At 70.0% G+C, this 24,102-nt stretch carries 22 protein-coding genes and 1 other RNA gene; 15 read left to right on the top strand and 8 right to left on the bottom strand.

Going from position 1 to position 24,102, the window contains the following annotated elements; translation table 11 throughout:
* Window positions 1-40: 40 nt before the first annotated feature.
* Both QDS12_RS07310 and QDS12_RS07315 read right to left on the bottom strand, forming a co-directional pair.
* Window positions 41-478 carry a hypothetical protein gene (locus QDS12_RS07310; protein WP_279878097.1) on the bottom strand — a complete coding sequence of 146 codons (438 nt, stop codon included), beginning with the start codon at window positions 476-478 and terminating at the stop codon, window positions 41-43.
* 340 nt (window positions 479-818) lie between these two features.
* On the bottom strand, window positions 819-4,544 hold the full coding sequence (locus tag QDS12_RS07315; RefSeq protein WP_279878099.1) for a P-loop NTPase fold protein: 3,726 nt from the start codon (window positions 4,542-4,544) through the stop codon (window positions 819-821).
* Between the two features lie 394 nt (window positions 4,545-4,938).
* Here QDS12_RS07315 and QDS12_RS07320 point away from each other — a divergent pair, with 394 nt between their 5' ends.
* Genes QDS12_RS07320 through prfB form a run of 9 tightly spaced genes read left to right on the top strand, consistent with a single transcriptional unit; the run spans window position 4,939 to window position 10,139 of the window.
* A complete protein-coding gene (locus QDS12_RS07320) occupies window positions 4,939-5,229 on the top strand; it encodes a hypothetical protein (protein WP_279878100.1) in 291 nt (96 codons plus the stop codon).
* Window positions 5,229-6,083, top strand: a complete 855-nt coding sequence (locus tag QDS12_RS07325) for a type II secretion system F family protein (protein ID WP_279878101.1) — start codon at window positions 5,229-5,231, stop codon at window positions 6,081-6,083. The genes QDS12_RS07320 and QDS12_RS07325 overlap by 1 nt, the downstream gene beginning before the upstream one ends.
* Window positions 6,080-6,997, top strand: coding sequence for a type II secretion system F family protein (locus QDS12_RS07330; RefSeq protein WP_279878102.1), 918 nt, complete (start codon window positions 6,080-6,082; stop codon window positions 6,995-6,997). The genes QDS12_RS07325 and QDS12_RS07330 overlap by 4 nt, the downstream gene beginning before the upstream one ends.
* A gap of 22 nt (window positions 6,998-7,019) precedes the next feature.
* A complete protein-coding gene (locus tag QDS12_RS07335) occupies window positions 7,020-7,199 on the top strand; it encodes a hypothetical protein (RefSeq protein WP_279878103.1) in 180 nt (59 codons plus the stop codon).
* A 9-nt stretch (window positions 7,200-7,208) separates the two neighbouring features.
* Entirely contained in the window at window positions 7,209-7,586 is a 378-nt protein-coding gene (locus tag QDS12_RS07340) for a TadE/TadG family type IV pilus assembly protein (protein ID WP_279878105.1), read from the top strand.
* Window positions 7,583-8,029 carry a hypothetical protein gene (locus QDS12_RS07345; protein WP_279878106.1) on the top strand — a complete coding sequence of 149 codons (447 nt, stop codon included), beginning with the start codon at window positions 7,583-7,585 and terminating at the stop codon, window positions 8,027-8,029. Before QDS12_RS07340 ends, QDS12_RS07345 begins: the two co-directional genes overlap by 4 nt.
* Window positions 8,019-8,453: a pilus assembly protein TadG-related protein gene (locus QDS12_RS07350; protein WP_279878107.1), complete on the top strand. Its 435-nt coding sequence runs from the start codon at window positions 8,019-8,021 to the stop codon at window positions 8,451-8,453. Before QDS12_RS07345 ends, QDS12_RS07350 begins: the two co-directional genes overlap by 11 nt.
* A 47-nt stretch (window positions 8,454-8,500) precedes the next feature.
* Window positions 8,501-8,965 carry a CAP domain-containing protein gene (locus QDS12_RS07355; RefSeq protein ID WP_279878108.1) on the top strand — a complete coding sequence of 155 codons (465 nt, stop codon included), beginning with the start codon at window positions 8,501-8,503 and terminating at the stop codon, window positions 8,963-8,965.
* A gap of 55 nt (window positions 8,966-9,020) precedes the next feature.
* Complete coding sequence (prfB, locus tag QDS12_RS07360) at window positions 9,021-10,139, top strand: peptide chain release factor 2 (RefSeq protein WP_279878109.1); 1,119 nt, start codon at window positions 9,021-9,023, stop codon at window positions 10,137-10,139.
* Between the two features lie 65 nt (window positions 10,140-10,204).
* On the opposite strand, the gene QDS12_RS07365 is transcribed toward prfB, so the two are convergent.
* Window positions 10,205-10,822 (bottom strand): hypothetical protein, encoded by a 618-nt coding sequence (locus QDS12_RS07365; RefSeq protein WP_279878111.1) that lies wholly within the window; start codon window positions 10,820-10,822, stop codon window positions 10,205-10,207.
* A gap of 52 nt (window positions 10,823-10,874) precedes the next feature.
* Between QDS12_RS07365 and ftsE the strand changes: the two genes are divergently transcribed.
* The 6 genes from ftsE (at window position 10,875) to ssrA (ending at window position 15,736) form a co-directional block, all read left to right on the top strand.
* Entirely contained in the window at window positions 10,875-11,564 is a 690-nt protein-coding gene (ftsE, locus tag QDS12_RS07370) for a cell division ATP-binding protein FtsE (RefSeq protein ID WP_279878113.1), read from the top strand.
* A gap of 32 nt (window positions 11,565-11,596) precedes the next feature.
* On the top strand, window positions 11,597-12,508 hold the full coding sequence (ftsX, locus tag QDS12_RS07375; RefSeq protein WP_279878114.1) for a permease-like cell division protein FtsX: 912 nt from the start codon (window positions 11,597-11,599) through the stop codon (window positions 12,506-12,508).
* Between the two features lie 105 nt (window positions 12,509-12,613).
* Window positions 12,614-13,939, top strand: a complete 1,326-nt coding sequence (locus tag QDS12_RS07380; RefSeq protein WP_279878115.1) for a M23 family metallopeptidase — start codon at window positions 12,614-12,616, stop codon at window positions 13,937-13,939.
* Window positions 13,940-13,944: 5 nt separating this feature from the next.
* On the top strand, window positions 13,945-14,709 hold the full coding sequence (locus QDS12_RS07385; protein WP_279878116.1) for a crotonase/enoyl-CoA hydratase family protein: 765 nt from the start codon (window positions 13,945-13,947) through the stop codon (window positions 14,707-14,709).
* Between the two features lie 66 nt (window positions 14,710-14,775).
* On the top strand, window positions 14,776-15,255 hold the full coding sequence (gene smpB, locus QDS12_RS07390) for an SsrA-binding protein SmpB (RefSeq protein ID WP_279878118.1): 480 nt from the start codon (window positions 14,776-14,778) through the stop codon (window positions 15,253-15,255).
* A 108-nt stretch (window positions 15,256-15,363) separates the two neighbouring features.
* Window positions 15,364-15,736, top strand: a transfer-messenger RNA (tmRNA) gene (gene ssrA, locus QDS12_RS07395).
* Between the two features lie 171 nt (window positions 15,737-15,907).
* Here ssrA and QDS12_RS07400 read toward each other — a convergent pair.
* From QDS12_RS07400 to QDS12_RS07420, 5 genes are all read right to left on the bottom strand, one after another.
* On the bottom strand, window positions 15,908-17,695 hold the full coding sequence (locus QDS12_RS07400) for a copper resistance protein CopC (protein ID WP_279878119.1): 1,788 nt from the start codon (window positions 17,693-17,695) through the stop codon (window positions 15,908-15,910).
* A gap of 11 nt (window positions 17,696-17,706) precedes the next feature.
* Window positions 17,707-18,186 carry a hypothetical protein gene (locus QDS12_RS07405; RefSeq protein ID WP_279878121.1) on the bottom strand — a complete coding sequence of 160 codons (480 nt, stop codon included), beginning with the start codon at window positions 18,184-18,186 and terminating at the stop codon, window positions 17,707-17,709.
* Window positions 18,187-18,299: 113 nt separating this feature from the next.
* Window positions 18,300-21,416 carry a multicopper oxidase domain-containing protein gene (locus QDS12_RS07410; protein WP_279878122.1) on the bottom strand — a complete coding sequence of 1,039 codons (3,117 nt, stop codon included), beginning with the start codon at window positions 21,414-21,416 and terminating at the stop codon, window positions 18,300-18,302.
* Window positions 21,417-21,427: 11 nt separating this feature from the next.
* Window positions 21,428-22,729: a multicopper oxidase domain-containing protein gene (locus QDS12_RS07415; protein WP_279878124.1), complete on the bottom strand. Its 1,302-nt coding sequence runs from the start codon at window positions 22,727-22,729 to the stop codon at window positions 21,428-21,430.
* A gap of 18 nt (window positions 22,730-22,747) precedes the next feature.
* Window positions 22,748-24,025, bottom strand: a complete 1,278-nt coding sequence (locus QDS12_RS07420) for a multicopper oxidase domain-containing protein (protein ID WP_279878125.1) — start codon at window positions 24,023-24,025, stop codon at window positions 22,748-22,750.
* Between the last annotated feature and the right edge of the window lie 77 nt (window positions 24,026-24,102).

Consider the following 24,102-nt stretch of genomic DNA (forward strand, 5'->3'; position numbering starts at 1 on the left):
GCACCGGGGTGACGGCGTTGAATGCGGCGAAAGCGCCCTGTCAGGGGTTGCAGGTGGCCTCGATCGCGACCTTGGTGCCCATTGTCCAGTCGGCCCACTTCGTCGTGAAGTCGTCGTCAGGAGCGAAAGCGGCGACTGCGAGGTCGGTCGTCGTTGTGTACCAGGACTCGACCTCGGTGGCGGCGGCTCCGGTCATCGAGGGGCGAACGCTTTCCAGGGCCTGCTTCAGGTTGCCGATCTGCTTCATCGACGGGTTGAGGGCCGGGATCCTGTCCAGCGCGGCAGTGAGGTCGCCACAATATGGCGCGACCTGCTGTTCCAGGGTTGCCTCGGCCGGTGCGCTCGTTGACGGCCTGGTGGTTGCTGGCGCGGGCGTCGGCTCACCGGGCTGGCCGGCGTCCGATCCGCCGCCGCAGCCAGCAAGCGCGAGGGACGTCAAGACCGACACGATCGCGGCGAAAGCGGGCAGCAATCTCATAGGCCCGAGGGTAAAGCGATCCGTCGTCGCTACGTTGCGGATCAGACAATCCGCACGAACCCGGGCAGACCTTGTCCGTCGCCAGCAAGCATTCCTGACGCTCGGTTCGGCGAACGACGAACGCTGCCGGACCGGCCGCGCCCGAAGGTAGGCACGCCAAAGGTCTGCAGCGTAGACGGTGTTCGCATGCCGACCCGGAGCGTTCCAGTTTGGCCGCTAACGCCTTAGGGATCCGGCACGGATGCCAGCGCCGCCGCCTCGCCCCGTGAGCGCTGCGCCCACGGTCTGGCGCTTGGCCGCGCGTGCCCGTCGGGCTGCACACGGACGAGCTGTGCCTTCCTCAGCGATCGTCAAAGTTCACGCGCTTTGCCTTGCCGAAGAGGTTCGTCGAGGTGGAGTATCCCAGTTTGGGCATCACGGAGAGGGCCTTGCTCTCCAGGCTCTTCGTGCCCTTCACCGCCGCCCTGACTCGCTGGCCGAGCGCGCCCTTGACGCCTTGCGGGAGCGGCATCCCAACCGTGAGGAGTGAGTTGAGAGCGAGTTCTGCAGCGCTGACATTGCCTCCAGCGTTGTTCGCGTGCAGGTCGAGCAACCCGTAGATGATCGTCTCGACCAGCCTGCGTCTCGCTGCGTTGCTCTGGATGTTGGCCTGGCGCCAGAGCGTGATGACGGCTTGCCGTTGGTTATTGTTTGTGGTCTTCGCAAACCGTCTGCACAGTAGGTCGGCCACCATGTGGTCATCGGCGTTGGCGAGCCCCAGGGTCTTGAGGGCGAGGCCGTGCGGGATGTCGCTGTCAGGTGCGCTGAGGTAACGGTCGAGGAAGTCGCGATGTTCGTCCGTCGTCCAATTCTTGTGGATCACCTGGGCAGCGTCTGCGATCTCTTCTGAGAGCGCACCCTTAGCGAGGAGTCGTTCGTAGACCACGGCCAAGTCCTCGGGGCCGGGCTCGGTGAGATCGATCCACAGCGTGGCAGCGCTTGCTGCAGATCGACCGTAGTCGTCGATAACAGTCGCGATGGTCTGGGTGGTTGGAAGGTCATCGGAGGTGAAGTGATCCTGCCCGGATGCACGGGCGAGTTCGAGCGGCACCGCCACGCGCCCGAGATCGTCGAGCCACGGGCTCGAGGCCGCCTCTCGAAGGATGCCTCGCACCTGGTTGGGGTCCAGATTGTCGCCGGATGTGCGAAGTGCTTGCGTCCCGTACTCAATGACGTACCTATAGAGAGGCTCGTCGGAGTCGGCTTCTGTGGCGTCGGCGGCAAGGGTGTCCTGCAACGACGCAGCAACAGCGCTCATGATCTGCGCGTAGTCGAGCACGCCTGCGGCGGTGAAGAGAGCGGCGCGCTCCAAGACATCAATTCGTTCGGTTGCTTCATCGTCGTCCGTGACGACCGGCTCGACGAGTTCGATGACATCTGGGTTCAGCGTCGGCTTTGCGTCGTTTGGAAGTTCCGCGATGAGAGGAGCCAAAGCGTCCAGGGCGGCACGCGTGGTTGCAATGTCGCCCTTTTCGTTCCACGCCTTCGCCACGAGACGCGTGATCAACTGCCGGTGGACGGTAGTGATCGCCGTCGGGCTGATGCCGTGAAGCCACGCTGGCCAGTCGCTAAGCACCCTGAACCGAGTCGCGTTGAGTACGTTGGTCGCGAGGTTGCCCATCTCCACGGGTTCGGTCTTGCCGATCAGGGCCAAGGCAGCGTTGCGGGCGTCCATGCTGTCGACCGCTAGGAGGATCCGCAGTACCCGGTGCTGGACGGGCGTCTCGCGCCGTGCTGACTCATTCGAGAGCGCGTCGAGAACCAAGCGCGGGTTGAACGGCTCCGGTCCGGGTTCAGCGGCTGCCGTCGCCGGTTGTCCCGTGGTGGCAGGGACCGTGGGTGCGGCTTCGGCTGCCCTCTTGGCGTCGGTCCACTCGGCGTGGGCTCGAACCGCTTCGGTAGCGAGCGCCACGACGCGAGGCTGAAGCGTGGCGAGAATCTGCACTAAATCGTCGTCGCCCAGGGCGAAGAGTCGAGCCACCGTGTTGGGGCCCGTCGGCCCAACTATGCGTGAGGACAAGTACTCCGTCACGATGTGCGGCGCGGCCTCCAACGCAAGGGGGGCATCGCTGAACAAGAAGTCGGGCGGCGTCGTTCCCGCACCTGTGACCGATGCGATAACTCGACGGCGTAGCGCCGCCGCGCTCTTCTCCGACCCGGCCGTGGCCAGCGCCCAGGCGCTGGCCACGGTGTCCTCGTCGAGAATGCCACCCACCTCGTCTTCAAGGTTGCAGATGGCCTCCGCAACCGCGTCGACGACGGTGTCGGCTGCGAGGTTCGGCACGGCCTCAGTAAGAAGCAAGAACGACCTCGCCGCGTTCGGCCCCGCCAAGCCGGATCCCGTCCGGACTTGATGCGCGAGCAATTGCAGGACGCCTGTGCGTGTCGCCTCGTCGAGACTGTCGACCCGTCGCGTCAGCGTGTCGACGTCGGCATCTTCCGCTGCCTGCTCGATGGCGAGCGCAAGTTCGCCGTCAAGACCGAACACGGTTCCGCTGCTCTGCATGTAGATCAGGTCGCGCGAAGGCCCGTTCACTTGGCGCGTGCGGCTCAGATAGTTAAGTAGTTGCTTGTTGTGCGCCTTGACGGTCCGGTCGGCTCGGTCGTCTGTGTCACTCTCGTCGGGTTCGTTCTCCACCAGAACAGTGCTCGGGGCGGCATTTTCAAGTGCATAGGACCGAGCGAGTTCTACTGCGCGATCCGATGTCCCAGAGGGCAACTCGCCGTCTGGGTTGCGCATAAGGCGCAGGACCAGGTCAGGGAGGTTGGCTTCGACTTCAAGGTGGCGCGCGAAGAGCGGGAATTCCACGCGGAGGCAGACGAGCCGAGCCACCGATGCCGCGTTGACGCGGGGATCTTCAGCGAGCAGGCCGGACCGGTACCGTTCCTCCGCCAATCGATAGGCCAGGGAGAAGGTGTTCAGTAAGTGCTTGACCCGCCGCGGGCTGGCTACATGGGTGGGGATCAAGACGGAAAGCACGTATTCCCTGTTGATGTCGGCCCACAGCCCACCTCGGTGCTCGACGAGTGACGCTGCGTACTTGCTGACGCTTTGATTGAGCAGCGGCGGCAGGCTGAGTTGGTACTGGAAGACCTTGTCAAGGTATGCGCTACCGGTGCTGTAGTAGGGATTGGCGTCATCAGCCGGGGTCTCTTGCTTGGCCGCCCGGGTAAGCGCACCTTCGAGGACGTTCTGATCGGCGGCGACGACAAAGACGCAGCGTTCGATGCCGAGGAACGTGCGGATCGTGTCCAGAGTGGCAACAACTTCGCTCGGTGAGCATCGGTCGAGTTCATCGACGAAGACCACGAGTCGCCTTGCCCCAGCGTCGGATACGAGTTCCTTGAAGAGCGCCTCGAACTGTTCGTCACTCTCCGGCTTCGCGATGCTCCGGTCGACACTAAAGGTCTTGCTTGCCAGCGCGATGAGGGCGGCGAGCAGCGACGCCGGCACGAGCCCGGCGACAATCACCTGCTTCGACAGCGCTCGGAACGCCGTCCCGAACCCACCCCTCTGGACACCGATCACACTCTGTCCCCAGGCGTACAGACCGATGATGATCGCGAGGATTGCAGTCAGAGCCCCGAGGAGCAGTGCGAAGACGCCCAGCAGCCTGAAAACCGTCGCGGCAGGCACCTTGATCTCAGTCCTTGTCCGTCCGCTGTAGAGGTCTCCGTGGTACTTCGCCTGCCTGCACTCAAGTTCGGTCGCAACGGCGCTGATGAAGTTCCGCCGGAGTGGGACGTCGGCGTACTTGAAAGCATCGAACCGAACGAACCGGACGCCCCCCTTCTTGTCGATCTTGCCCTTGAGAAGGTTGGCGATTCCGCTCTTGCCTGAACCCCAGGGGCCGTAAAGGGCGATGTTCGCGGGGGTCTTGACGGATGTGGTCAGCGCAGCGAGCTGATCGACAATGCCTGTGTGCGCGAGCCGGTCATCAGTCGCCGCCTCAAGTTCGCGATCCTCGATGAGGTCGGAAGGATCGAGTTGGACCGCGACGCTTGCCTGCCCACTGTTGCTGCTCAACGGTTCCTACCTGTCCCCACGCGTGTGCACTTGCTTGTCGACCTCGGCCCGAGCGTCTCGTCCGCCGAACAACCCGGAATGGATTGCTGTCTCGGGGCGGTCGCGCACGCGATGGCGAGCAGTTCTTCACTTTAGGGATGGACGACGACAGATGGGCAAGAACCGCGAACTTGCGGCGTTCGCGGACTGCTCCGACGATTCGATCCCCGGCAGAACAGGCGGCACATCGGTGCATCCTGATCGGTCGCTTACGCCGCGGGACGACGCGATGGACGTCGTGGTGCGCCATTGAACCGTGCGCTGGCCGCGGATCCACCTCTGACTGCGACATGTCGCAGTCAGATTGACTAGGCATAACATCCAGTTCCGGCAGATAAGCTGCGCGCTGGTCAAGATGTGCACCCTGCCGCTCCTCGCGGGGGAGAACATCAGCGCGCGCTTCGTCGTCCCCACCGTCGCGGCGTCGGTCGACGTGGTGGTCCACCTCGGCATCGACGAGCAGGGCGTACGCCGGGTCGAGGAGATCGTCGCCGTCCCCGGCCGGGTCGAGGGTGACGTCATCGAGACCGCGCCGGTCTTCGAGCGCGTCGGCGGCGAGCTGCGCCGGGCCGGCGGGATGCCGCCGCGTCCGGAGCGGTTCCGCCGGCTCGGCATCGACGTCCACCGGATCCTGGCGGGCCACTGATGGGCGCGCTGGTCGGGCTCGGGGTCGGGGTCGGCCTGCTGCTGGTCTGGTCGGCGTTCGTCGTGCCGCGTGCGCCGCGCCGACCGGTGCGCCGCGAGGGTCGGACCGCTCAGCTGCTCGCCCGTGCGGGGCTGGGTCAGGTCTCCGTGACCGGCTTCGTCACGCTGTGCCTGGCGAGCGGTCTGCTGGCCGGCCTCGTCGTGCAGCTGGCCAGCAGGACGCCACCGGTCGCGGTCGCGTTCGCGGTGATGGCCGGCTACCTCCCGGTGCTGCTCGTCGCCGGGAGGGCGCGCCGGCGGCAGCGCGAGTTCGCCGAGGTGTGGCCGGAGGCGGTGGACAACCTGGCGTCCGCCGTACGGGCCGGGCTGTCGCTGCCTGAAGGGCTCGCCGCGCTCGCGACGCGCGGGCCCGAGCCGCTGCGCGAGGCGTTCGCCGCGTTCGCGCTGGACTACCAGGTGTCGGGGCGGTTCGGCGAGTGCCTCGACCGGCTGAAGGACAGGCTGGCCGACCCGGTCGGCGACCGCGTCGTCGAGGGTCTGCGCATCGCCCGGGAGGTCGGCGGCGGCGAGCTCGGCCGGCTGCTGCGGAACCTGTCCGGCTACCTGCGTGATGACGCACGCACCCGCTCGGAGCTCGAGAGCCGGCAGGCCTGGACCATCAACGGCGCTCGGCTGGCGGTCGCCGCGCCATGGATCGTGCTGCTCTTCATGTCGCTGCAGTCGGAGGTGATCCACCGCTACGCCTCGCCGGGTGGCGTCCTGGTCCTCGCCATCGGCGCCGCAGCCTGTCTCGTCGCCTACCGCGCGATGATGCGGATCGGTCGGCTCCCCGTCGAGCGGCGGATCTTGTCGTGACCGCGTGGGGAGCGCTGCTCGGCGCACTCGCGGCCGCCGGGGTCCTGCTGGTCGCCGCCCGCGTCCGCGCGCTGCGCCGCCCGTCGCTGCAGGCGCGGGTGATGCCGTTCGTGCGTGACCTGCCCGCGGCCGAGCCGATCGGCCGGCCGCAGGTGTCCGCCGCGGCCGGCGTCTTCGGGCCGGTGCTGCGCTCGGCCGCAGAGGCCGTCGAGCGCGTGCTCGGCGGGACGGCGTCGGTACGCCGGCGCCTGGAGCGGGCCGGCTCCGACAAGACGGTGCACGAGTTCCGGATCGAGCAGGTGCTGTGGGGGCTGGGTGCCTTCGCCGTCGCCGCGGCGTACGGCCTGCTCCGGACGCTCGGCGACCCGGGGAACGCGATCTCCTCCTTGATCGTGTGCGTCGCCGCGTTCGCCGCCGGTGTGCTCGCCCGCGACAACCGGCTCACGACCCAGGTCAAGGCGCGCGAGCGGCGGATCATCGCCGAGTTCCCGACCGTGGCGGAGCTCCTGGCGCTGGCCGTGGCGGCCGGCGAGGGTCCGGTGCTGGCGCTGGACCGGGTCGTACGACGCAGCGGCGGCGAGCTCTCGACCGACCTCGCCCGCGTGCTGGCCGAGGTGCGCACCGGCCAGCCGGTCGGCACGGCGTTCGACGCGCTCGCGGCCCGGACCGGCGTGCCGCTCGTCGCCCGCTTCGCCGCCGCCGTCGCGGTCGCCGTCGAGCGCGGCACGCCCCTGGCCGACGTACTCCACGCGCAGGCCGCCGACGTCCGCGAGGCCGGCCGCCGCGAGCTCATCGAGATCGCCGCGCGCAAGGAGATCCTCATGATGGTTCCGGTGGTGTTCCTCGTCCTGCCGGTCACCGTGCTCTTCGCCTTCTATCCAGGCGTCCTCGGCCTGCACCTCACGACACCCTGAACGACCCTCGGGAAGGAACGCCATGAACCCACTGCTCCACCCCCTCGCCCGGCTCTCCCGGCACGGTCACGACGACCGCGGCGACGTTCCCGGCTGGGTCCTCGTCACGGTGATGACCGCCGGGCTCTGCGCGGCGCTCTACGGCATCGCGAACGACCAGCTCAGCCAGCTGCTCACCGACGCACTCAACAAGGTGAAGTGAGCCGCTGAGATGAGACGGTCGTCGCGCGGCGCGGCCGTCGTGGACTTCGTGCTGATCCTCGGCCTGTTGCTCCCGCTCGTGCTCGGCGTCCTGCAGCTGGCGCTCGTGCTGTTCGTGCGCAACACGCTCGCGAGCGCCGCCTCCGAGGGCGCGCGCTATGCGGCGACCGCCGACCACGGCCCGGCGGACGGGGTCGCGAAGGCGCGCGGCCAGCTGGAGGGTGTGCTGTCGGCGCGTTATGCGGAAGGCATCCGCGCCCGGTCCACCACCATCGACGGCGCACCGGCCATCGAGATCGTCATCCATGCCGAGGTGCCAGCCCTCGGCCTCGGCGGGCCGGCGCTGGCGCTCGACGTCGCCGGGCACGCGATCGAGGAGAAGCCGTGAGCCGGCGGGACGAGCGGGGGAGCGCGCTGGTCGAGTTCAGCTGGCTCGCGATCCTCCTGCTCGTCCCGCTCGTGTGGGTCGTGGTGTCGGTGTTCACGGTCCAGCGCGGCGCGTTCGCGGTCAGCGCCGCGGCCCGCGCCGCCGGGCGTGCCTACGCCCTGGCCGACTCGGACCGGCTGGGGGAGGCGCGAGCCCGCCAGGCCGCGCAGCAGGCGCTCGCCGACCAGGGGCTCGACGCCGCTCCGCTGGACCTGCGCGTCACGTGCCGCCCCTACCCGCACGACTGCCACGCCGGTACGTCGGTCATCACGGCGCGCGTGGCGAGCCGGGTCGCGCTGCCGTGGCTGCCGGCGTCGTTCGGGCTCGGCCGGCCGGTCTTCGCGCTCGACTCCTCGCACACCGTCCCGATCGGCCAGTTCCAGGAGGTGGGCGATGCGGACTGAGCGAGGCTCCACCATCCCGCTGATCGTGGGCTTCGCCGGGCTGCTGCTCGTCGCGATCGCGGTCGTGGTCGACGCGACGGCCGCCTACCTGCAGCGGCAGAGCCTGGACACCCTCGCCGATGGGGCGGCGCTGCGCGGCGCCGACCTCGGCGCCCAGGGTCTCGAGGTCTACGCCGGCGGGCTGGGCTCCGGCCGGCTCGAGATCACCGAGCAGGCGGCTCGGCTCGCGGTGGCCGGCTACCTGACCGACACCGGCGCCTACCGGCGGTTCCCCGGGTTGAGCTTCGACGTGTCCGTCGGCACCGAGCGGGTCGTCGTACGACTGCACGCGCCGGCCGACCTGCCGCTGCACGTGCCGGGCTCGCCGGACCGGCCACTGGTCGGTGCCAGCGGCTCGGCGGTGGTGACGGTGGACGACGACTGAGCGCAGCGAACTTGATCTCCCGCCCCAGGCGGCTCACGCTGGACCGGATGTCTTCGATCACCAGAGCCGTCCTCCTGCCCGTCGTCGCCGCGCTCACGCTGGGAGTGGCGGCGCTGATCGGCCCGTCCGCCCAGGCGGCCACCCCGCACAGCTACGGCGCGGCAGCGGTCAAGGCGACCAACGCCGCGCGCCGGGCGCACGACCTGCGCCGGCTGCGGGCCAACGCGTGCCTGCAGGGCTTCGCCGACCGACAGGCCGCCCGGATGGCGGCGCAGCGACGGATGTTCCACCAGGACATCCGCGTCCCGCTGCGCCGGTGCGGGATGCACACCGTGGGGGAGAACGTCGCGGTCGGCTACGCCACCGGCCGGGGCGTCGTACGCAACGGCTGGATGAGGTCGCCGGGGCACCGCGCCAACATCCTGCGCCGCTCCTTCCACCTGGTCGCCGTCGCGGCTCGCAAGGGCGCGGACGGCCGCTGGTACGCGTCCCAGGTGTTCGGCGCACGCTGACCCCGCTCCGCCGGGAATGACGGCGGCGTCCACCGGGCCGGTAGTCTTGCCCCTTGTGGCAGGCCCCGACTTCGACGCCGAGATCAAGCAGCTCCAGGCGACCATGCACACCATCGAGCAGGTGCTCGACCTCGACGCGATGAAGACCGAGATCGCCTCGCTCGAGGAGCAGGTCGCCGCGCCCGACCTGTGGGACGACCAGGCCAACGCCCAGAAGGTGACCGGCCGGCTCTCGCTCCTCCAGGGCGAGCTGGAGCGCTACTCGGTGCTCAACGGCCGTGTCGACGACCTCGGCGTTCTCGTGGAGCTCGCCCAGGAGGAGGCCGACGCCGACACGCTCGCCGAGGCGGAGTCCGAGCTCGGCCGGGTGAAGAAGGAGGTCGAGGCCCTCGAGGTCCGCACCCTCCTCAACGGCGAGTACGACGCCCGCGAGGCGATCGTCACCATCCGCTCCGGCGCCGGCGGCGTCGACGCGGCCGACTTCGCCGAGATGCTCATGCGCATGTACACGCGCTGGGCCGAGCGCAACAAGTACCCCGTCGAGGTCTTCGACGTCTCCTACGCCGAGGAGGCCGGCATCAAGTCGGCCGAGTTCGCGATCCACGCGCCCTACGCCTACGGCACCCTGTCGGTCGAGGCGGGCACGCACCGCCTGGTGCGGATCAGCCCCTTCGACAACCAGGGCCGTCGTCAGACGTCCTTCGCCGCGGTCGAGGTCGTGCCGCAGCTCGAGCAGACCGACGAGATCGAGGTCGACGAGAACGAGGTCCGGGTCGACGTCTTCCGCTCCGGCGGCCCCGGCGGCCAGTCGGTCAACACCACCGACTCCGCGGTCCGACTGACCCACCTCCCGACCGGCATCGTCGTCAGCTGCCAGAACGAGAAGTCGCAGCTGCAGAACAAGGCCGCCGCGATGGTCGTCCTCAAGGCCAAGCTCCTCGCGAAGAGGAAGGCCGAGGAGGCGGCACTCAAGAAGGACCTCAAGGGCGACGTCGCCGCGAGCTGGGGGGACCAGATGCGCAACTACGTGCTGAACCCCTACCAGATCGTCAAGGACCTGCGCACCGGCTACGAGACCGGCAACCCGCAGCCCGTCTTCGACGGCGAGATCGACGCCTTCCTCGAGGCCGGGATCCGCTGGCGCCGCGGCGCCGACAAGGCCGCCGAGAACTGACGTCCCTGACCGTCTGACCGTCTGAGCGCCGCGACGGCGTGTCGGGGTCCGAGAGGTTCGACAGATCAGGTGCCCGCGGCCTGCAGCACCGACGCGCACCAGCGGTCGGCGACGTCCGCCGGGTCGGGCGCCCGCGAGCCGGCGAGCTGGCACACCAGCCACGCGTCGCCGAACAGGCCGCGGTAGGACAGCGTCGTCGTCGCGCCCGCCACGCACTTCAGGGCGACCGTCGGCGAGCCGAACGCCGCGGCGCCCGGCAGCGGCGTGCAGCCGCGCTGGGCGCGGGCGGAGGCCACCAGCTCCTCGCCCCGCGCGACGGTGACCGGTGGGGCGAAGACCCAGGCCGAGGCCACCGTGCCCGACCCTGAGGTCCACGAGCAGCCGAACTCGTGCGCCACGTCGTGGGTCCCCGGGAGCGGGTCGCCGTTGGACCACGCCGCCGCCTTCGGCGAGTCGTCGTCGACGGCCGCGTGGACGTCGGCCGAGGGCACGTGGTCGCAGAACGGCCCCCGGCGTACGACGGCCGTGGTGGTGTCGATCGAGGACAACCGGGTCGCGAGCGGCCGCGTCGTGGTCGGGTGCGTCGCGGGAGGGGACTGCAGGACGACACCCGCCGCCACCGCAGCGCCTGTCACCACGACCGCGAGGAGCAGCGCGGGCAGGGGACGGGACAGGCGGGGCACGCCCAAACCATAGATGTCAAGGTTCAGACGCCCACCGCCTATCCTCGATCGGGTGATTCGCTTCGAGAAGGTGACCAAGACCTACCCCGGCTCCGGCAGGCCTGCGCTCGAGCAGGTCTCCGTCGACGTGGAGAAGGGCGAGTTCGTCTTCCTCGTCGGCCAGTCGGGCTCGGGCAAGTCGACGGCTCTCCGACTCATCCTGCGCGAGACCCGCCCGTCCTCGGGCCGCGTCTACGTCGCCGGCAAGGAGATCAACCGCCTCGCCGGCTGGAAGGTGCCGCGGCTGCGCCGCCAGATCGGCACGGTGTTCCAGGACTTCCGCCTGCTGCAGAACAAGACCGTGTCCGAGAACGTCGCCTTCGCGATGCAGGTGACCGGCCACTCCCGCGGTGACATCACCAAGCGGGTGCCCGAGACGCTCGAGCTGGTCGGCCTCGACGGCAAGGGCGACCGGATGCCCGACGAGCTCTCCGGTGGCGAGCAGCAGCGGGTCGCGATCGCTCGCGCGTTCGTCAACCGCCCGATGATCCTCATCGCCGACGAGCCGACCGGAAACCTCGACCCGTCGACGAGCGTCGGCATCATGAAGCTGCTGGACCGGATCAACCGGACCGGCACGACCGTCCTGATGGCGACCCACGACGCCGGCGTCGTGGACCAGATGCGCAAGCGCGTGATCGAGCTCGGCGACGGCCGGGTCCTGCGTGACCAGACGCAGGGCGGCTACGGCTCCCAGCACTGACGACCGCCGGCCAGCAGAACAGAAAGAGCCCCATGCAGCTTCGCTATGTCTTCTCCGAGCTCGGCCAGGGCCTGCGTCGCAACCTGTCGATGCACATCGCCGTCGTGCTCACCCTCTTCGTCTCGCTGACCCTCGTCGGCATGGGCGTCCTGCTCAACCAGCAGGCGCAGCGTGCCGCCGACCAGTGGGGCAACCAGCTCCAGATCACCGTCTACCTGTGCCGCAACGGCGACAACGTGCCCTCGTGCGCCAGCGAGGTCACCGAGCCGCAGAAGCAGGCCATCGCCAAGGTGATCCAGGACAACCCCAACGTCGACTCCTTCTCCCTCGAGTCGAAGGCCGAGGCCTTCCAGAAGGTCAAGGAGCTCTACGGCAGCGACCGGTTCACCGGCCCTGACGCCGTGATCACCGAGGACGACATGGCCGAGTCGTTCTGGATCACCCTCAAGGACCCGCACCAGGCCGAGGTCGTCAAGGAGGCCGTGGTCGGGCTCGACGGCGTCTCCCGCGTCCAGGACCTGCGCAACGTCGTGGGACCGATCCTGAGCTTCATCGACTACATGAAGTACGGCGCCGGCCTGGTCGCCATCTTCCTGGGCATCGCCGCCCTGCTGCTGGTCGCCAACACCATCCGGCTGGCCGCCTTCGCCCGACGTCGCGAGATCGCGATCATGCGGCTGGTGGGAGCCTCGACGCTCTACATCGCCCTGCCGTTCCTGCTCGAGGCGGTGGTCACCGCGGTGGTCGGTGTCGCCCTCGCCACAGGGGCGCTGGCGGCGTTCATGCAGTTCGGCATCGTCGGCAAGCTGGCGAAGTCCCTCGACTTCATCCTGTGGATCGACTGGAGCCAGTTCTGGTGGGCGGTCCTGGTGGTCGCGATCCTCGGCCCGGTGCTGACGCTGGTGCCGACGCTGCTGCTGACGCGGAAGTACCTCAAGGTCTGAGCCGCCGATCGGCGTGACGCGCCCGGGTTCCGAAATCCCCGGAACCCGGGCGCTGACGATTTACCGTCGAGGCGTTCACTTCCCCGAACACGAAGGCTTCCTCCCGTGCGCTCCTTCCCCCGCACGCTCGGACGCCGACGCCTCGCGGCCGTCACGCTGGCTGCCGTCGCCGTCGGTGGTCTGGCCGTCCCCATCGTCGACCCCGCGCTGCCCTGGGCGTCCGCAGCCGGCGGGGACAAGCTGAAGCAGAAGCAGAAGCGAGTGCACCAGCAGGTCCAGCAGGCCGGCAGCGACCTGGACGAGTCGAGCGCCCAGCTCGTCGCCGCGACCAAGCAGCTCGCGGCCGCCAACAAGGTGCTCGCCGCCTCGCGAGCCCGACTGGCCACCGCCCGGGCCAACCTCGTCACGGCCGAGCAGTCGCTCGCCGCCGCGAAGGTCGAGGACCAGCGCATGCAGGCCGCGCTCGCGGCCGCCCAGGCCCGGCTGGCCCAGGCCCGCGCGGACCTCGACAAGGGGCAGCAGGCCGTCGACGACCAGAAGCAGAAGGTGCGCGACACCTTCGCCGACATGGTGGAGCAGGGCGACCCGCGGCTGCTGGCGTTCGGCGCGCTGATGCACGCCGAGTCGCCGGAGGACATCGCCCGCCAGCAGGAGCTCAACGACACGGTGCTCTCCAGCCAGTCGGCGCAGTACCAGTCGCTGCGCACCGCCGAGGTGCTCCTCAAGGTCCGGGCGAAGGATGTCAAGAAGGCGACCGACGCTGTCGCCGTCCAGCGCCAGCAGGCCGCCGACCACCTCGTGGTCGTGCAGGGCCTGGAGCAGCAGGCCACCGCCGCCCGCGACGCGGTCGCCGCCTCGGTCGCGGAGGACGCCCAGGCCACGGCCGCCGCGCAGACCGCGCGCCAGGCCGCCGTACGCATCAAGCAGCACGACGTCGCCGTCCTCAAGGGCCTCAAGGCCCGGGAGGACAAGATCAAGCAGCAGATCCTGGCGCTGGCCCACCGGCAGCGCAATCGCCAGGTCGGCCAGACGAGCGGGATGTTCCTCAACCCCGTCTCGGACACCTACGTCACGTCGCCGTACGGCTGGCGCAAGCACCCGATCTACGGCTACTGGGGCCTCCACGACGGCGACGACTTCCACGCCCCGTGCGGCGTGCCGGAGCGCGCGGTCGACACCGGCAAGGTCATCAGCGAGTACTACTCCAGCGTCTGGGGCAACCGTCTCTACCTCAGCCTGGGCAACATCAACGGCCACAACTACACGGTCATCTACAACCACATCAGCCGTTACGCCGCCCACGTCGGGCAGGTCGTCGGCCGCGGCGAGACGGTCGCGTACGCCGGCACGACCGGCTGGTCGACCGCCTGCCACCTGCACTTCACCGTGCTCAGGGACGGCAACCCGGTCGACCCGCAGTCGGTGCTCTGACGTCGATGGCGGGCGAGGCTGTCCGGGTCGAGCGCTCGGGCCCCGTGACGACCGTCGTGCTCGACCGGCCGGAGCGCCGCAACGCGGTCGACGGGACGACCGCCGCCGAGCTGGCGGCCGCCTTCCGCGAGTTCGACGCCGACCCGTCCGCCGCGGTCGCGGTGCTCCACGGCGAGGGCGGCACGTTCTGCTCGGGCGCCGACCTCACGGCGGTCGGGACGCCCGCCCAGAACCGGGTCGCCCCCGACGGGGACGGCCCGATGGGAGTCACCCGGCTGCAGCTCTCGAAGCCGGTGATCGCCGCCATCGAGGGGTACGCCGTCGCCGGTGGCCTCGAGCTCGCGATCTGGTGCGACCTGCGGGTGGCCGCCGCGGACGCCGTGCTGGGCGTCTTCTGCCGCCGGTGGGGCGTGCCGCTCATCGACGGCGGCACGGTGCGCCTGCCGCGACTGATCGGCCGCAGCCGCGCGCTCGACATGATCCTCACCGGCCGTGCCGTCGACGCCTCCGAGGCCCTCGACTTCGGTCTGGTCAACCGGGTCGTCGAGCCCGGGGCGGCCCGCGCTGCGGCGGAGGCCCTCGCGGCCGACCTCGCCGCGCTCCCGCAGACGTGCCTGCGCAACGACCGGGTGTCGGTGCTGCACGGCGAGGCCCTGCCGCTCGAGGAGGCGATGGCCTACGAGCTCCAGGTCGGTCTCGGCTCGCTCGCCGCCGACGGCATCGCAGGTGCGGCCCGCTTCGCCGGGGGAGCGGGACGGCACGGCGAGTAGCCCGCCGGGGCCTCGGAAAACGGCCCGAGTTCGAATCCCCTTGCGATCGCTTGCGAGAATGGTGGGATGCCGAAGGAGAAGGGGCGCAAGCTCATCGCGCAGAACAAGAAGGCGCGGCACGACTACCACATCGAGGACACCTACGAGGCCGGCCTGGTCCTCACGGGTACCGAGGTGAAGTCCCTGCGCCAGGGTCGCGCGTCCCTCGTCGACGGCTTCGTAGACGTCGAGCGCGGCGAGGCGTGGCTGCACGCGGTCCACATCCCGGAGTACACCCAGGGCACCTGGACCAACCACTCCGCGCGGCGCAAGCGCAAGCTGCTGCTGCACAAGGAGGAGATCGAGAAGATCGACCGCCGGGTGTCGGAGAAGGGCCTCACCGTCGTACCGCTGGCGCTCTACTTCAGCGACGGCCGCGCCAAGGTCGAGATCGCCCTCGCCCGAGGCAAGAAGTCGTGGGACAAGCGCCAGTCGATCGCCGAGCGCACCGCCAACCGGGAGAAGGAGCAGGCGGTCGGCCGCTACCTCAAGGGCGTCCGCGACTGACCCGCGACGGGGCCGCGACGGGGCCCCGCGGTTATCAGCTGGGGGAATGCGTGCCCCGCCGGTAGTGTTGTCCTGTTGGCCGCCTCGGCGGCCGTTGACAAGTCAAGAGGGGCTGATCGGTTTCGACTTGGGACGTTAGTTCCAGGGGAAGCGGGTCGAGAAGCCAGCGCCATCTCGTAAAAGTCGCTGGAAACACATAACTGCCAACGCTAAGCGCAGTTCCTTCGCTCTCGCCGCCTGATTGCGGTGATCGAAGCGTCAGACAGGGCGTCCGTCTCCGGCCCTGATCCTGGCGTCGACTAGGAGACTCACCCTCCCTCTCTCGCTAGTGGGGTTCGAGGGGACATCTAGCTAGCTGGGCCTGTCGGCGACGTGTCTGCGTCGAGCGCCGGGGCCGAGAAAACGACACCCACAGACTGCACCCGGAGAAGACCTGGATCGACGCTCGAGGACCGGGGTTCGATTCCCCGCAGCTCCACTCACTCACTCTCTCTTGTGGTCTCTCAGGAGATACCGGACGACCCGGACCCCAGTGGGGTCCGGGTTTTCTGTTTCTGGGGTCCGGCCCGGGGGTCGGCCGGTGGGCCGGTGGGTCGGTGGTCGCGGCTCGGGTCGATGGTCAGCCCGCGGATCATCTCGCCGGTGGCGGCGTTCACGATGCGGAACTGGAGCCGCGCGTTCCTGGCAGGGCAGGCTCCCGGTCCGCGCCCTCTCCGAGCGGGACGGGCCGCGGGTGCCGCCGGCCGCGGCGCCCGATGGCGACGAGTCCGCCCACAGCGGTGGCGGCGGCCAGCGTCATCGCCAGCAGCCTCAAGGGCGTCGTGAGAGACAGCCGGGACACCACCGTGGGGGATGTCGCGCGGGTGCCGACGACCCAGGGGTAGGTGGCTGTCACGAGGTCCGCACCCTGGCGCGAGACCGTGACCGTGATCTGGGTGGGTCCGCTAGGTACGGCTGCCACCGGCACTGACCAGTGGCCGTCGCCCAGGGGCCGAGCGATGCCGACGTCCGTGCCGCCGACCCTTACTCGCACATCGGCGATCGGGCCGGCTGCAGGTCGCCGGCGGTCGAAGACGTCGATGAGGACGGTCGAGGGGCCGGCCCGGTTCGGTCGCAGGCTGACCGCCTCCTCCAGATCGGCGACCTGGCTCGCGACCGGACCGTTGTCTGGGCGGGGTCCCGCGTCGACCAGCCCCGGCTCGGTCGCCGGCTGGCCGGCCAGCAGCAGAGCGGTGACGACGAGCAGGCCGCCGAGTGCCATCGCTTCGGCCAGGATGCTGTGGTGCGGGAGCGGGGACTCGCGTCGACCGCGCAGGCGGCGGTGGTTGGCCAGGGCCAGTGCGCAGACGGCACCCACGACAGCGACCTTGACGAGCAGTGTGCGCCCGTACGTCGTGAGCAGCGCTGCGTCAGCGGACACGACGGCGTCCGAGGCGAGCCACGCACCGGTGACCACGGCGATCGCGAGACCGCTCCCGGCGGGTAGCGCGAACTGGCGGAGTGCAGCACGTAGGGCGGGCACCGGGAGGTTCTGCGTCGGCCGACGACCGAGGCCGATCGCTATCCCCACGACGGCGCCTGACCATCCGAGGCCGGTGAGCAGGTGGATGACGGTCATCGGCACGCGTAGGGGGTCTCCCGCGGCCTGGGCCACCGCGTGCCCGAGCAGCGTCTCTCCGACCGCGGTGAGCACGGCGCCCGCGAGCAGGGCGGTCCGGCGGCCGGCGCGGACTCCGTGCACCAGCAGGACGAGTCCCACGCTGCGCAGCGTCCACCGTGCGGCGTACCCGCCCGCCAACAGGACCGCTCCGTCGCCGGCGGTCAGCTCACGCAGGGGGCCGACGAGGGCGGCGCCGATCGCCACCCACCCGCCGATCACGGCGACTCGCCGGACCCTGCGACGTGCGGCTGCGGTCGCGCCTCGAAGCGTGCGCAGAGCCAGAGGAACGCCCATGAGGAGGGCCGTGCCGCCGAGGAGCAGGGCGCCGGCGACGGTCTCCACCACGTCCGGGCTCGCCTCGTCGACGCCGGCACCAGCCACCGCGGTGCGGACGCCGAAGGCGATGACCCCCGAGGTCCGGTGCAGGTCGTCGCTGGACAGGGTGCTCCAGGTCAGCCGGTAGGCGCCCGCGGAGAGGGCCGGCAGGTGGGCGAGGATCTGCGAGGGCGCCTCAGTGTCGCCCGGCTCCGCGCTGACCAGACGGATCCGGGTGAGCGGGACCGGCCGCTCGTCGTCGTCGAGGAGCCGGAGGGTGGTCGCCGACAGCACGACGTGCTCGCTGAAGGCCAGACGAAGCGTGTCAGGCGCCTCGGAGATGGTCGCCCCGTCGGCCGGGTTGCTGTGGTCCAGGTACGCGTGCGCATCCGCGGGACCCGCCCAGCAGGCCAGGGCGGTCGTCGCCAGTGCGAGGGCCGCCGCCGTGCGTTGGAGCAGACGCATCGGTCGGCTCCTCACAACACCGGGACGTGCTCGAGCGAGAGGCCGTCGTAGGAGATGGTGACCTGCTCCCCGGACTCGATGGCTCCGCCGGTGTTCTCGTAGACGAAGTAGTACGTCTGCCCCGCACGCATCTGGTGCCCCGCGCGCATGATGGATGCTCGCTGGGTTCCACCATGACGGGCCTCGCTGGCCAGCCGAGGCGGATGCTCGCGATCGGCCTGGAAGGCGGATGCCTTCTCGGCGTCGAGGACGACGTAGGACAGCGTGACCAGGCCGCCGTCGCCGACCACCGCGACCCGGGAGAACCGAACGCCGGTGCGGGACTCGAGCTGGGTGCTCTGCGGCACTGCGGCTCCTGCCGAGCCGCCCGGCCCGTGTGGCCGGAGCAGGACGTAGCCGAGGACCAAGGCCAGGACGACGGCGAGGCCGCAATTCAGGAGCAGACGGGGCCGCAGGTTCGTGCTCGGCGCTGTGAAGGTCGTGACAGGCATTCTTCCCCCTTGGTGTGCGTGTCGACCGTCTGGAGCCTCGGCGCGTGGCGTCGCGGCCGGTCGGATGGTGGAAGCCCCCGCAGAGGCGTGACGCTCTCTGCGGGGGCAACCGGTCAGGGCAGCGTGTAGCGGGTCGACTCGAACGAGTCGACGTAGGCGTTACCGGTGGAGGTGGCACTGGTGCCGGCCACGATCCCCAACCGGGCGCTCTCGATGCTCAGACCGCTCGTGTTGCCGGTCTGCGTGACGACGGCGATGCCGTCGACCGACAGCCTCAGCGATCCTGGGGAGGCGCCGATCGCCGGGCCGGCGACCCAGTCCACGCGGATCTCGTGCGCGCCGGCCGGCAGGGTCTGCCACCCGCTGGTGAACGTGCCGCCGGTCGTTCGTGCCATGACCACCTGGACCTGGCTGGTGCCGGCCGACCTGCGGTAGTTCACGGTGAAGACGTTGCCGTTGCCACCGGTGCGAGCGTCGAACAGGTCGACGGCCGCGGCGGCGCCGCTGGTGAACGTGTTCGGTGAGAGCTGGAACCGCGCGTGGTAGGAGCCCTCCGCCGCCGGGGTGTTGTCGGTGACGAAGTGCGTGCCTGGCCCGGTCAGGAGCAGGCCCTGGTTGGCACCGCCGCTCGGCAGCCCTGCGGTGGGCGACACGACCATCGAGCCACCGCCGGTGTTGGTGCGTGCCGACCAGCTGTTGAGGGTCCCTGAGTCGAACGTGTCGGAGAAGATCGCGTTCGGCTTGGAGACCGTCACCGTCGTGTTGACCGCGTTGCTCCAGTTGCCGGCCAGATCCTGGACCCGCAGGTTGAAGCGGACCGCGCCGGGGGTGATGCCGGTGAGCGGAACGGCCACCACCGCGTTGCTGCCGACGTAGCTCACCTGGACACGAGTGCCCTTGCCGACGCCGGGATCGGTGGTCCCGGTCCAGAACTCGGCGGTCTGGAAGGCGGTGTCGTTGCTGACGGGCGCGGTCAGCGTGAGCAGCTGGGCCCCCGCCGTCGGGTTCGGCGAGCCGGCGACCGACGCCAGCGTCGGTGCCAGCTTGTCGATGGTGAGCGGAATGGCGAACAGGTTGCCCCAGTTGCCCGCGACGTCCTTGCCGCGGAGGAGGACCTGATAGCTGCCGTCCGCCTTGGCCTTGACCTGCGAGAGCGGGACGAGGCCGTAGACCTGCTCGCTCGGGCTGTCGTACTTGCCGTCGACCGCCAGCAGCTGCAGACCACTGCCGGCCGGAGGCGCCGGGTTGGTCGGGGCGACGAACGCCTCGGCTCCCTTGAGCTGGTTGGCGACGGCACCGCCGGTCTCCCGGTCCGTGACCACGCCGGCGATCCGGAGGTAGCCGGTGTTGCCGGGCGCGGAGAGGACGCCGTTGCTGGGGTTGGGCGTGATGCTCGCGGCGTCGACCGCGGGACCGGTGCGGTCCAGCGTGAACGGCACATCGAGCACGGGTCCCCACAACCCGAGCGAGTCGTGGCTGTGCAGCAGCAAGTGGTGGGTGCCCTCGGTCAGGCAGCTGAGCGCGACCGGCGCGGTGGTGCAGGTCTGGCCGCTGGCAGGCGTGGCCGGCACGCTCCCGTCCTCGCTGACGACGGCGGCGGTCCTGTTGAGCGTGAGCGGTCGGCCGCTGCCGTTCGCACCGGCGGTGTCGAGGAACATCTCGGCCGCGTCGATCACTCCGTCGGCTGCCGTGTCGTCGCCCGTGGCGTTGACGGTCAGGGCAGCCTTGTCGCTCGTCACCGCCGAGGAGACGGATCCGTTCGTCGTGGCGGGCCCGACCTTGGGCAGGTTCAGCACGACCGATCCGAGCGCACCCCAGTTGCCGGCGGCGTCGTGGGCACGCACGTAGACGGTGTGCTTGCCGGCGTCGAGGCAGCTGAGGGCGTAGGGCTGCGACGCGCAGTCCGATCCGGCCTCGGGGGCCACGGGCAGACTGCCCTGCGCACCGGTGACCGACGCGGACCCGAACGCGCCCGTCATGGCCAGCCCCGCGCCGACGCCGATGTCGGGGTCGTCGACGAGGATCTCGGCGGCGTCGACGGCGGACCCGCCGCTGCTGGCGTCACTGAGGTCGGCGGTCACGCTCACGGGCGTGAGGCCGGCTGAGGGACTCGGGAAGACGGCGAGGTGGCGGGACACCGGGCCGACGTGGTCGTCGGTCGGCGTGGGGGCGTTCGTGTCGAGGAAGGTCATCATGCCGCCCGTGGAGACCTGAGTCGGGTCGAGCTCGGTCTGGCCGTTGTTGTGCAGGTGACCGCCGGTCTCCATCAGGGTGACCTTGGAGTCCTCGCCGGACGGCATGGTGACGATCGCGTCGGCGGTCGTGCCGGAGAGGATCGTGGCGACGATCTCGCGCTGCGCGTGTGCGCGCGGGTGACCGTCGTCGGAGACCTCGAGCTGGGTGGCGCCGAGAGTGGCCATCGGATGGGTGACCGTGCCGGCGTTGACGTAGCGGATCAGCACCTGGTGGCCCTGGTCGGTGGGGATCGGGTCGGTGGTCGGGAACGGCCGACCGTTGATGAGCCGGTAGGCGGGGCGGAAGTTGCGCATGTCGAAGCCCGCCGGGTCGCCGTTGAGACGGGGGTCGATCTCGCTGAGCACCACGACCGCCTCGTCGTCGTACGCCTGGCCGCTTGCGGTGCCGTCGGCGGACAGGACCACGAGGGCGCCGGCCAGGCCCATGGCGACCTGCCGTGCGCCCCCGGGGGTGTGGCCGGCCTCGTAGAGGAACGTGCCCGCTCGGTTCGCGGTGAAGGTGTAGCTGCGCGTGCTGCCGGGGGCGGCGCCCACGGTGCTGTCCAGACCGGCGGTGAACCCGGTCGCCGGTTGGCCCGGGAAGGCGAGCGACACGTCGTCGGCCAGCTGGTTGTGCAGGGTGACGGTCACGTTGTCGCCCTGCTGGACTGCGAGCACGGGGCCTGGGGCGGTCGCCGAGCCGGCTGATCCGGTGCTGGAGAAGCCCCAGATCGGCAGCGTCCTGCCCAGCACCTGTGTCGTGCCGGCCATGGCGTACAGGTCGCAGACGTCGGTGGCGGTGGCGTCGTCGCGGGTGCATCCGCTCGGGGCCAGCTTCCCGACGGGAGCGGCAGCCAGGGCGGCCTGCGGTAAAGCCGTCGTCGCATGGGCGGGGCTGCTCGTCGCGCCGAGAGCGGCGAGCGTGCCAGCACCGAGGCACAGGGCTGTGGCGCACCGGACGAGCCGGTTGGTCGCGGTGGTTCGAGTCGTGTTCATCGACGCCGTCCTCAGCTCGTCGGGCAGCCGGCCGGCGGGTCGATGCGGAACACCGTCATCATGCCGCCGAACGTGGCTCCGTAGTTGGTGGCCTGTTGGAGCGCGTGGCTGTGCGCCACGTGGTAGTACTCGCCGCACTCGTTGTTGGCAGTGATGTTCGTGGGCAGCGAGCCCTTCTTCCCGAGGTAGCCGCTCTCGCTGAACCAGGTGTCTGGCCCGACGAGGAGCTGGTCCTGGATCGCCGGAAGCTGGGTCGGGATGGGGTTCGTCGCCGGGTCCCACTGCTCGACGTCGCGCCAGTCCATCAGCGCGTCGAGCGACTGGCCCGGCTCCACATCGAGGTCGTACTTGAGGTAGGACAGGTCCTGACCGCCGCTGCCGGCCAGCGCGCTGCCGTCCTGCGTGACGACCCGCTCGTCGCTGCCGTGCGGGTGGAACGGGTAGTTGACGGAGCCGGCGTTGAGGTAGCGGATCAGCGCAGGGTGCGGATTGGTCTGGGCGTCGTAGGGCTTGATGTGGACCATGGCGCCGTAGGGCTGGTTCGGCAGCCAGGACGCGTGGTTCGGCGCCAGCGTGTCCGGCATGCTGCGTCCGTTGATCATGAAGTAGCGGGCGGTGGAGTGAGCGACGTCGACCGGGTCGCCGCGCTCGACGCCCAGGTGGAGGTCGGGGTCGACTTCGGACAGCAGGAACACGTACTCGTGGTCGGGGTCGAACGCCGAGTCCGATCGATCGTTGGCCTGGGCGGGGTGTCCGGCGGGGCGGACCACCAGGGCGCCGTACAGGCCCATCTGCACCTGCTTCGCGACGTCCGTGCCGGACTCGTAGAGGTAGGTGCCCGGTGAGCCGGCGGTGAACTCGTAGGTGACGGAACCGCCCGTGGCGTCCGCTGACTGCGTGAGCGACGTCATGGAGCCGGTGTCGGTCAGCTGCGGCTGGGCCGGCTTGCCGTCGGCGGTGACGCCGCTCTGGCCGGGGAAGACGATCGAGGTGGGCTCAACCAGGGTGTTGTGCAGGATCACGCGAACGTGCGTACCGGCGGTGACGCACAGGACGGGACCGGGCAGCTGGAAGGACCCGCTGCTCGGGCCGTAGCCCCACATGTAGATCGAGTTGCCGTCCGGAGTGGAGACGTAGCCGTCTCGGGCGGTGAGCGAGAACGTGTTGTGGGCATCGGTGAGGCACTCGAGCCCCTCCGACGTGGGTGCGGCCTCCGCGCGGGCGCCGAGCGTCAGGCTGCCGAGCGCGAGCGTGCCCGCGACGAGCGCGGCGGCGTACCGCCGCTGAGCCAGGTGATGGGTGAGGTTTCGCATCGTGTCTCCTCGGTCCGATCAGGCGTTCGCGGCGGTCTGCGGACCGAGGGTGCCGGCGGGATGGACGACGATCTTCGTCATCATCCCGCCGTAACCGGGGCCGCCCCCGTTGTCGAGGTAGGAGTAGTTGCGGTCGTAGAGGAGGTACTCCCCGGCGGTGGGAGCCGCGAAGATGACGTCACGGCTCTCGCCCGGGCCGATGTCCACCCCGTTGGTGACGAGGTAGTTGGTGGTCCCGTCACGTCCCCGCAGCAGTGAGGCGTCCTTGGCCACCACGGTGAGGTCGATGTTGTCCACGCTCATCTGGTGGTTCTGGTAGCCGAGGTTGGAGAACCGCAGGAGCACGCGGTCCCCGGCGTTGCAGGTGACCGTCGAGGTGATCGGCTGGTACTGCAGCCGTCCGGCGGCGGTCACCAGCGGGTTGCCGCTGGGCTCGAGGGTGTCCGGATAGCCGCGGCCGTTCATCAACCAGAAGCTCGCGGCGTAGTCCGTCCAGTCGTTCACCTGGATGTGCGCGTCGCGGTAGTGGGCGGCCGACCACAGCTCGGTGAGCATGAACGCGAACTCGCGGTCGTAGCGCGTGGAGCCGTCGCCGTCGTTGTAGGCGTACTTCGTCCCGACCGGGTCGCCGTTGACGGGGGCCTTGTTCTGCTTCGGCCGGATGAAGACCATGCCGGTCATGCCCATCTGCACGTGCTCGACGTCCTCGAAGTGGCAGTGGTACATGTACGTGCCGGCGTCGTGGGGTCGGTAGAAGTAGGTGAAGTCCCGGCCGACCGGCACTGCGAGCGACAGCTCTGGGACGCCGTCGAAGAGCGGGATGGCGTTGACGAAGCCGTGCCAGTGCAGGGTGTGCCCGTCGAAGAGGTCCGGTCGCTGCAGCAGTCCCAGGTTGCTGAGGGTGATGAAGATGTCGTCCTCCTCGTCGAAGCTCAGCATCGGTGCGCTGATCTGGGCGTGCCCGCGCTGGGCGGCCACCTGGGTGGCCGAGAGTCCGGTGACGTCGCGGAATCCGAACACGTAGGTGTCGAACCCGGCGGGGGCCAGGGAGTCCGGGAAGAAGGGCGGGTCGGCCGGGGCACCCTGGGGCATGGACACCCACCCGTCGGTGCCGGCCAGGTGCACGGTCTTCTGGGGATGCACGCCCGCGGCCGCGGGCCGCAGTCCGGTCGCGGATCCGAGCCCGGAAGGTGCGGTGAGCCGGGCGCCCACCATGACGGCGGCGCCGGCCGCGCCGGCCGCGCCCGTGAGGAGCGTCCGCCTCGAGAGCGGTCCCCGACGGTTCATCTCAGTCATCTCGTGCTCCTCGTGTGTCACGGATGGGTGGTGCGGACGTGAACGGGTGTGGAGAAGAAGGTGGCCGCGGGGCAGGG

Source organism: Nocardioides sp. CER19 (genome assembly GCF_029846275.1).
Lineage (GTDB): Bacteria > Actinomycetota > Actinomycetes > Propionibacteriales > Nocardioidaceae > Nocardioides.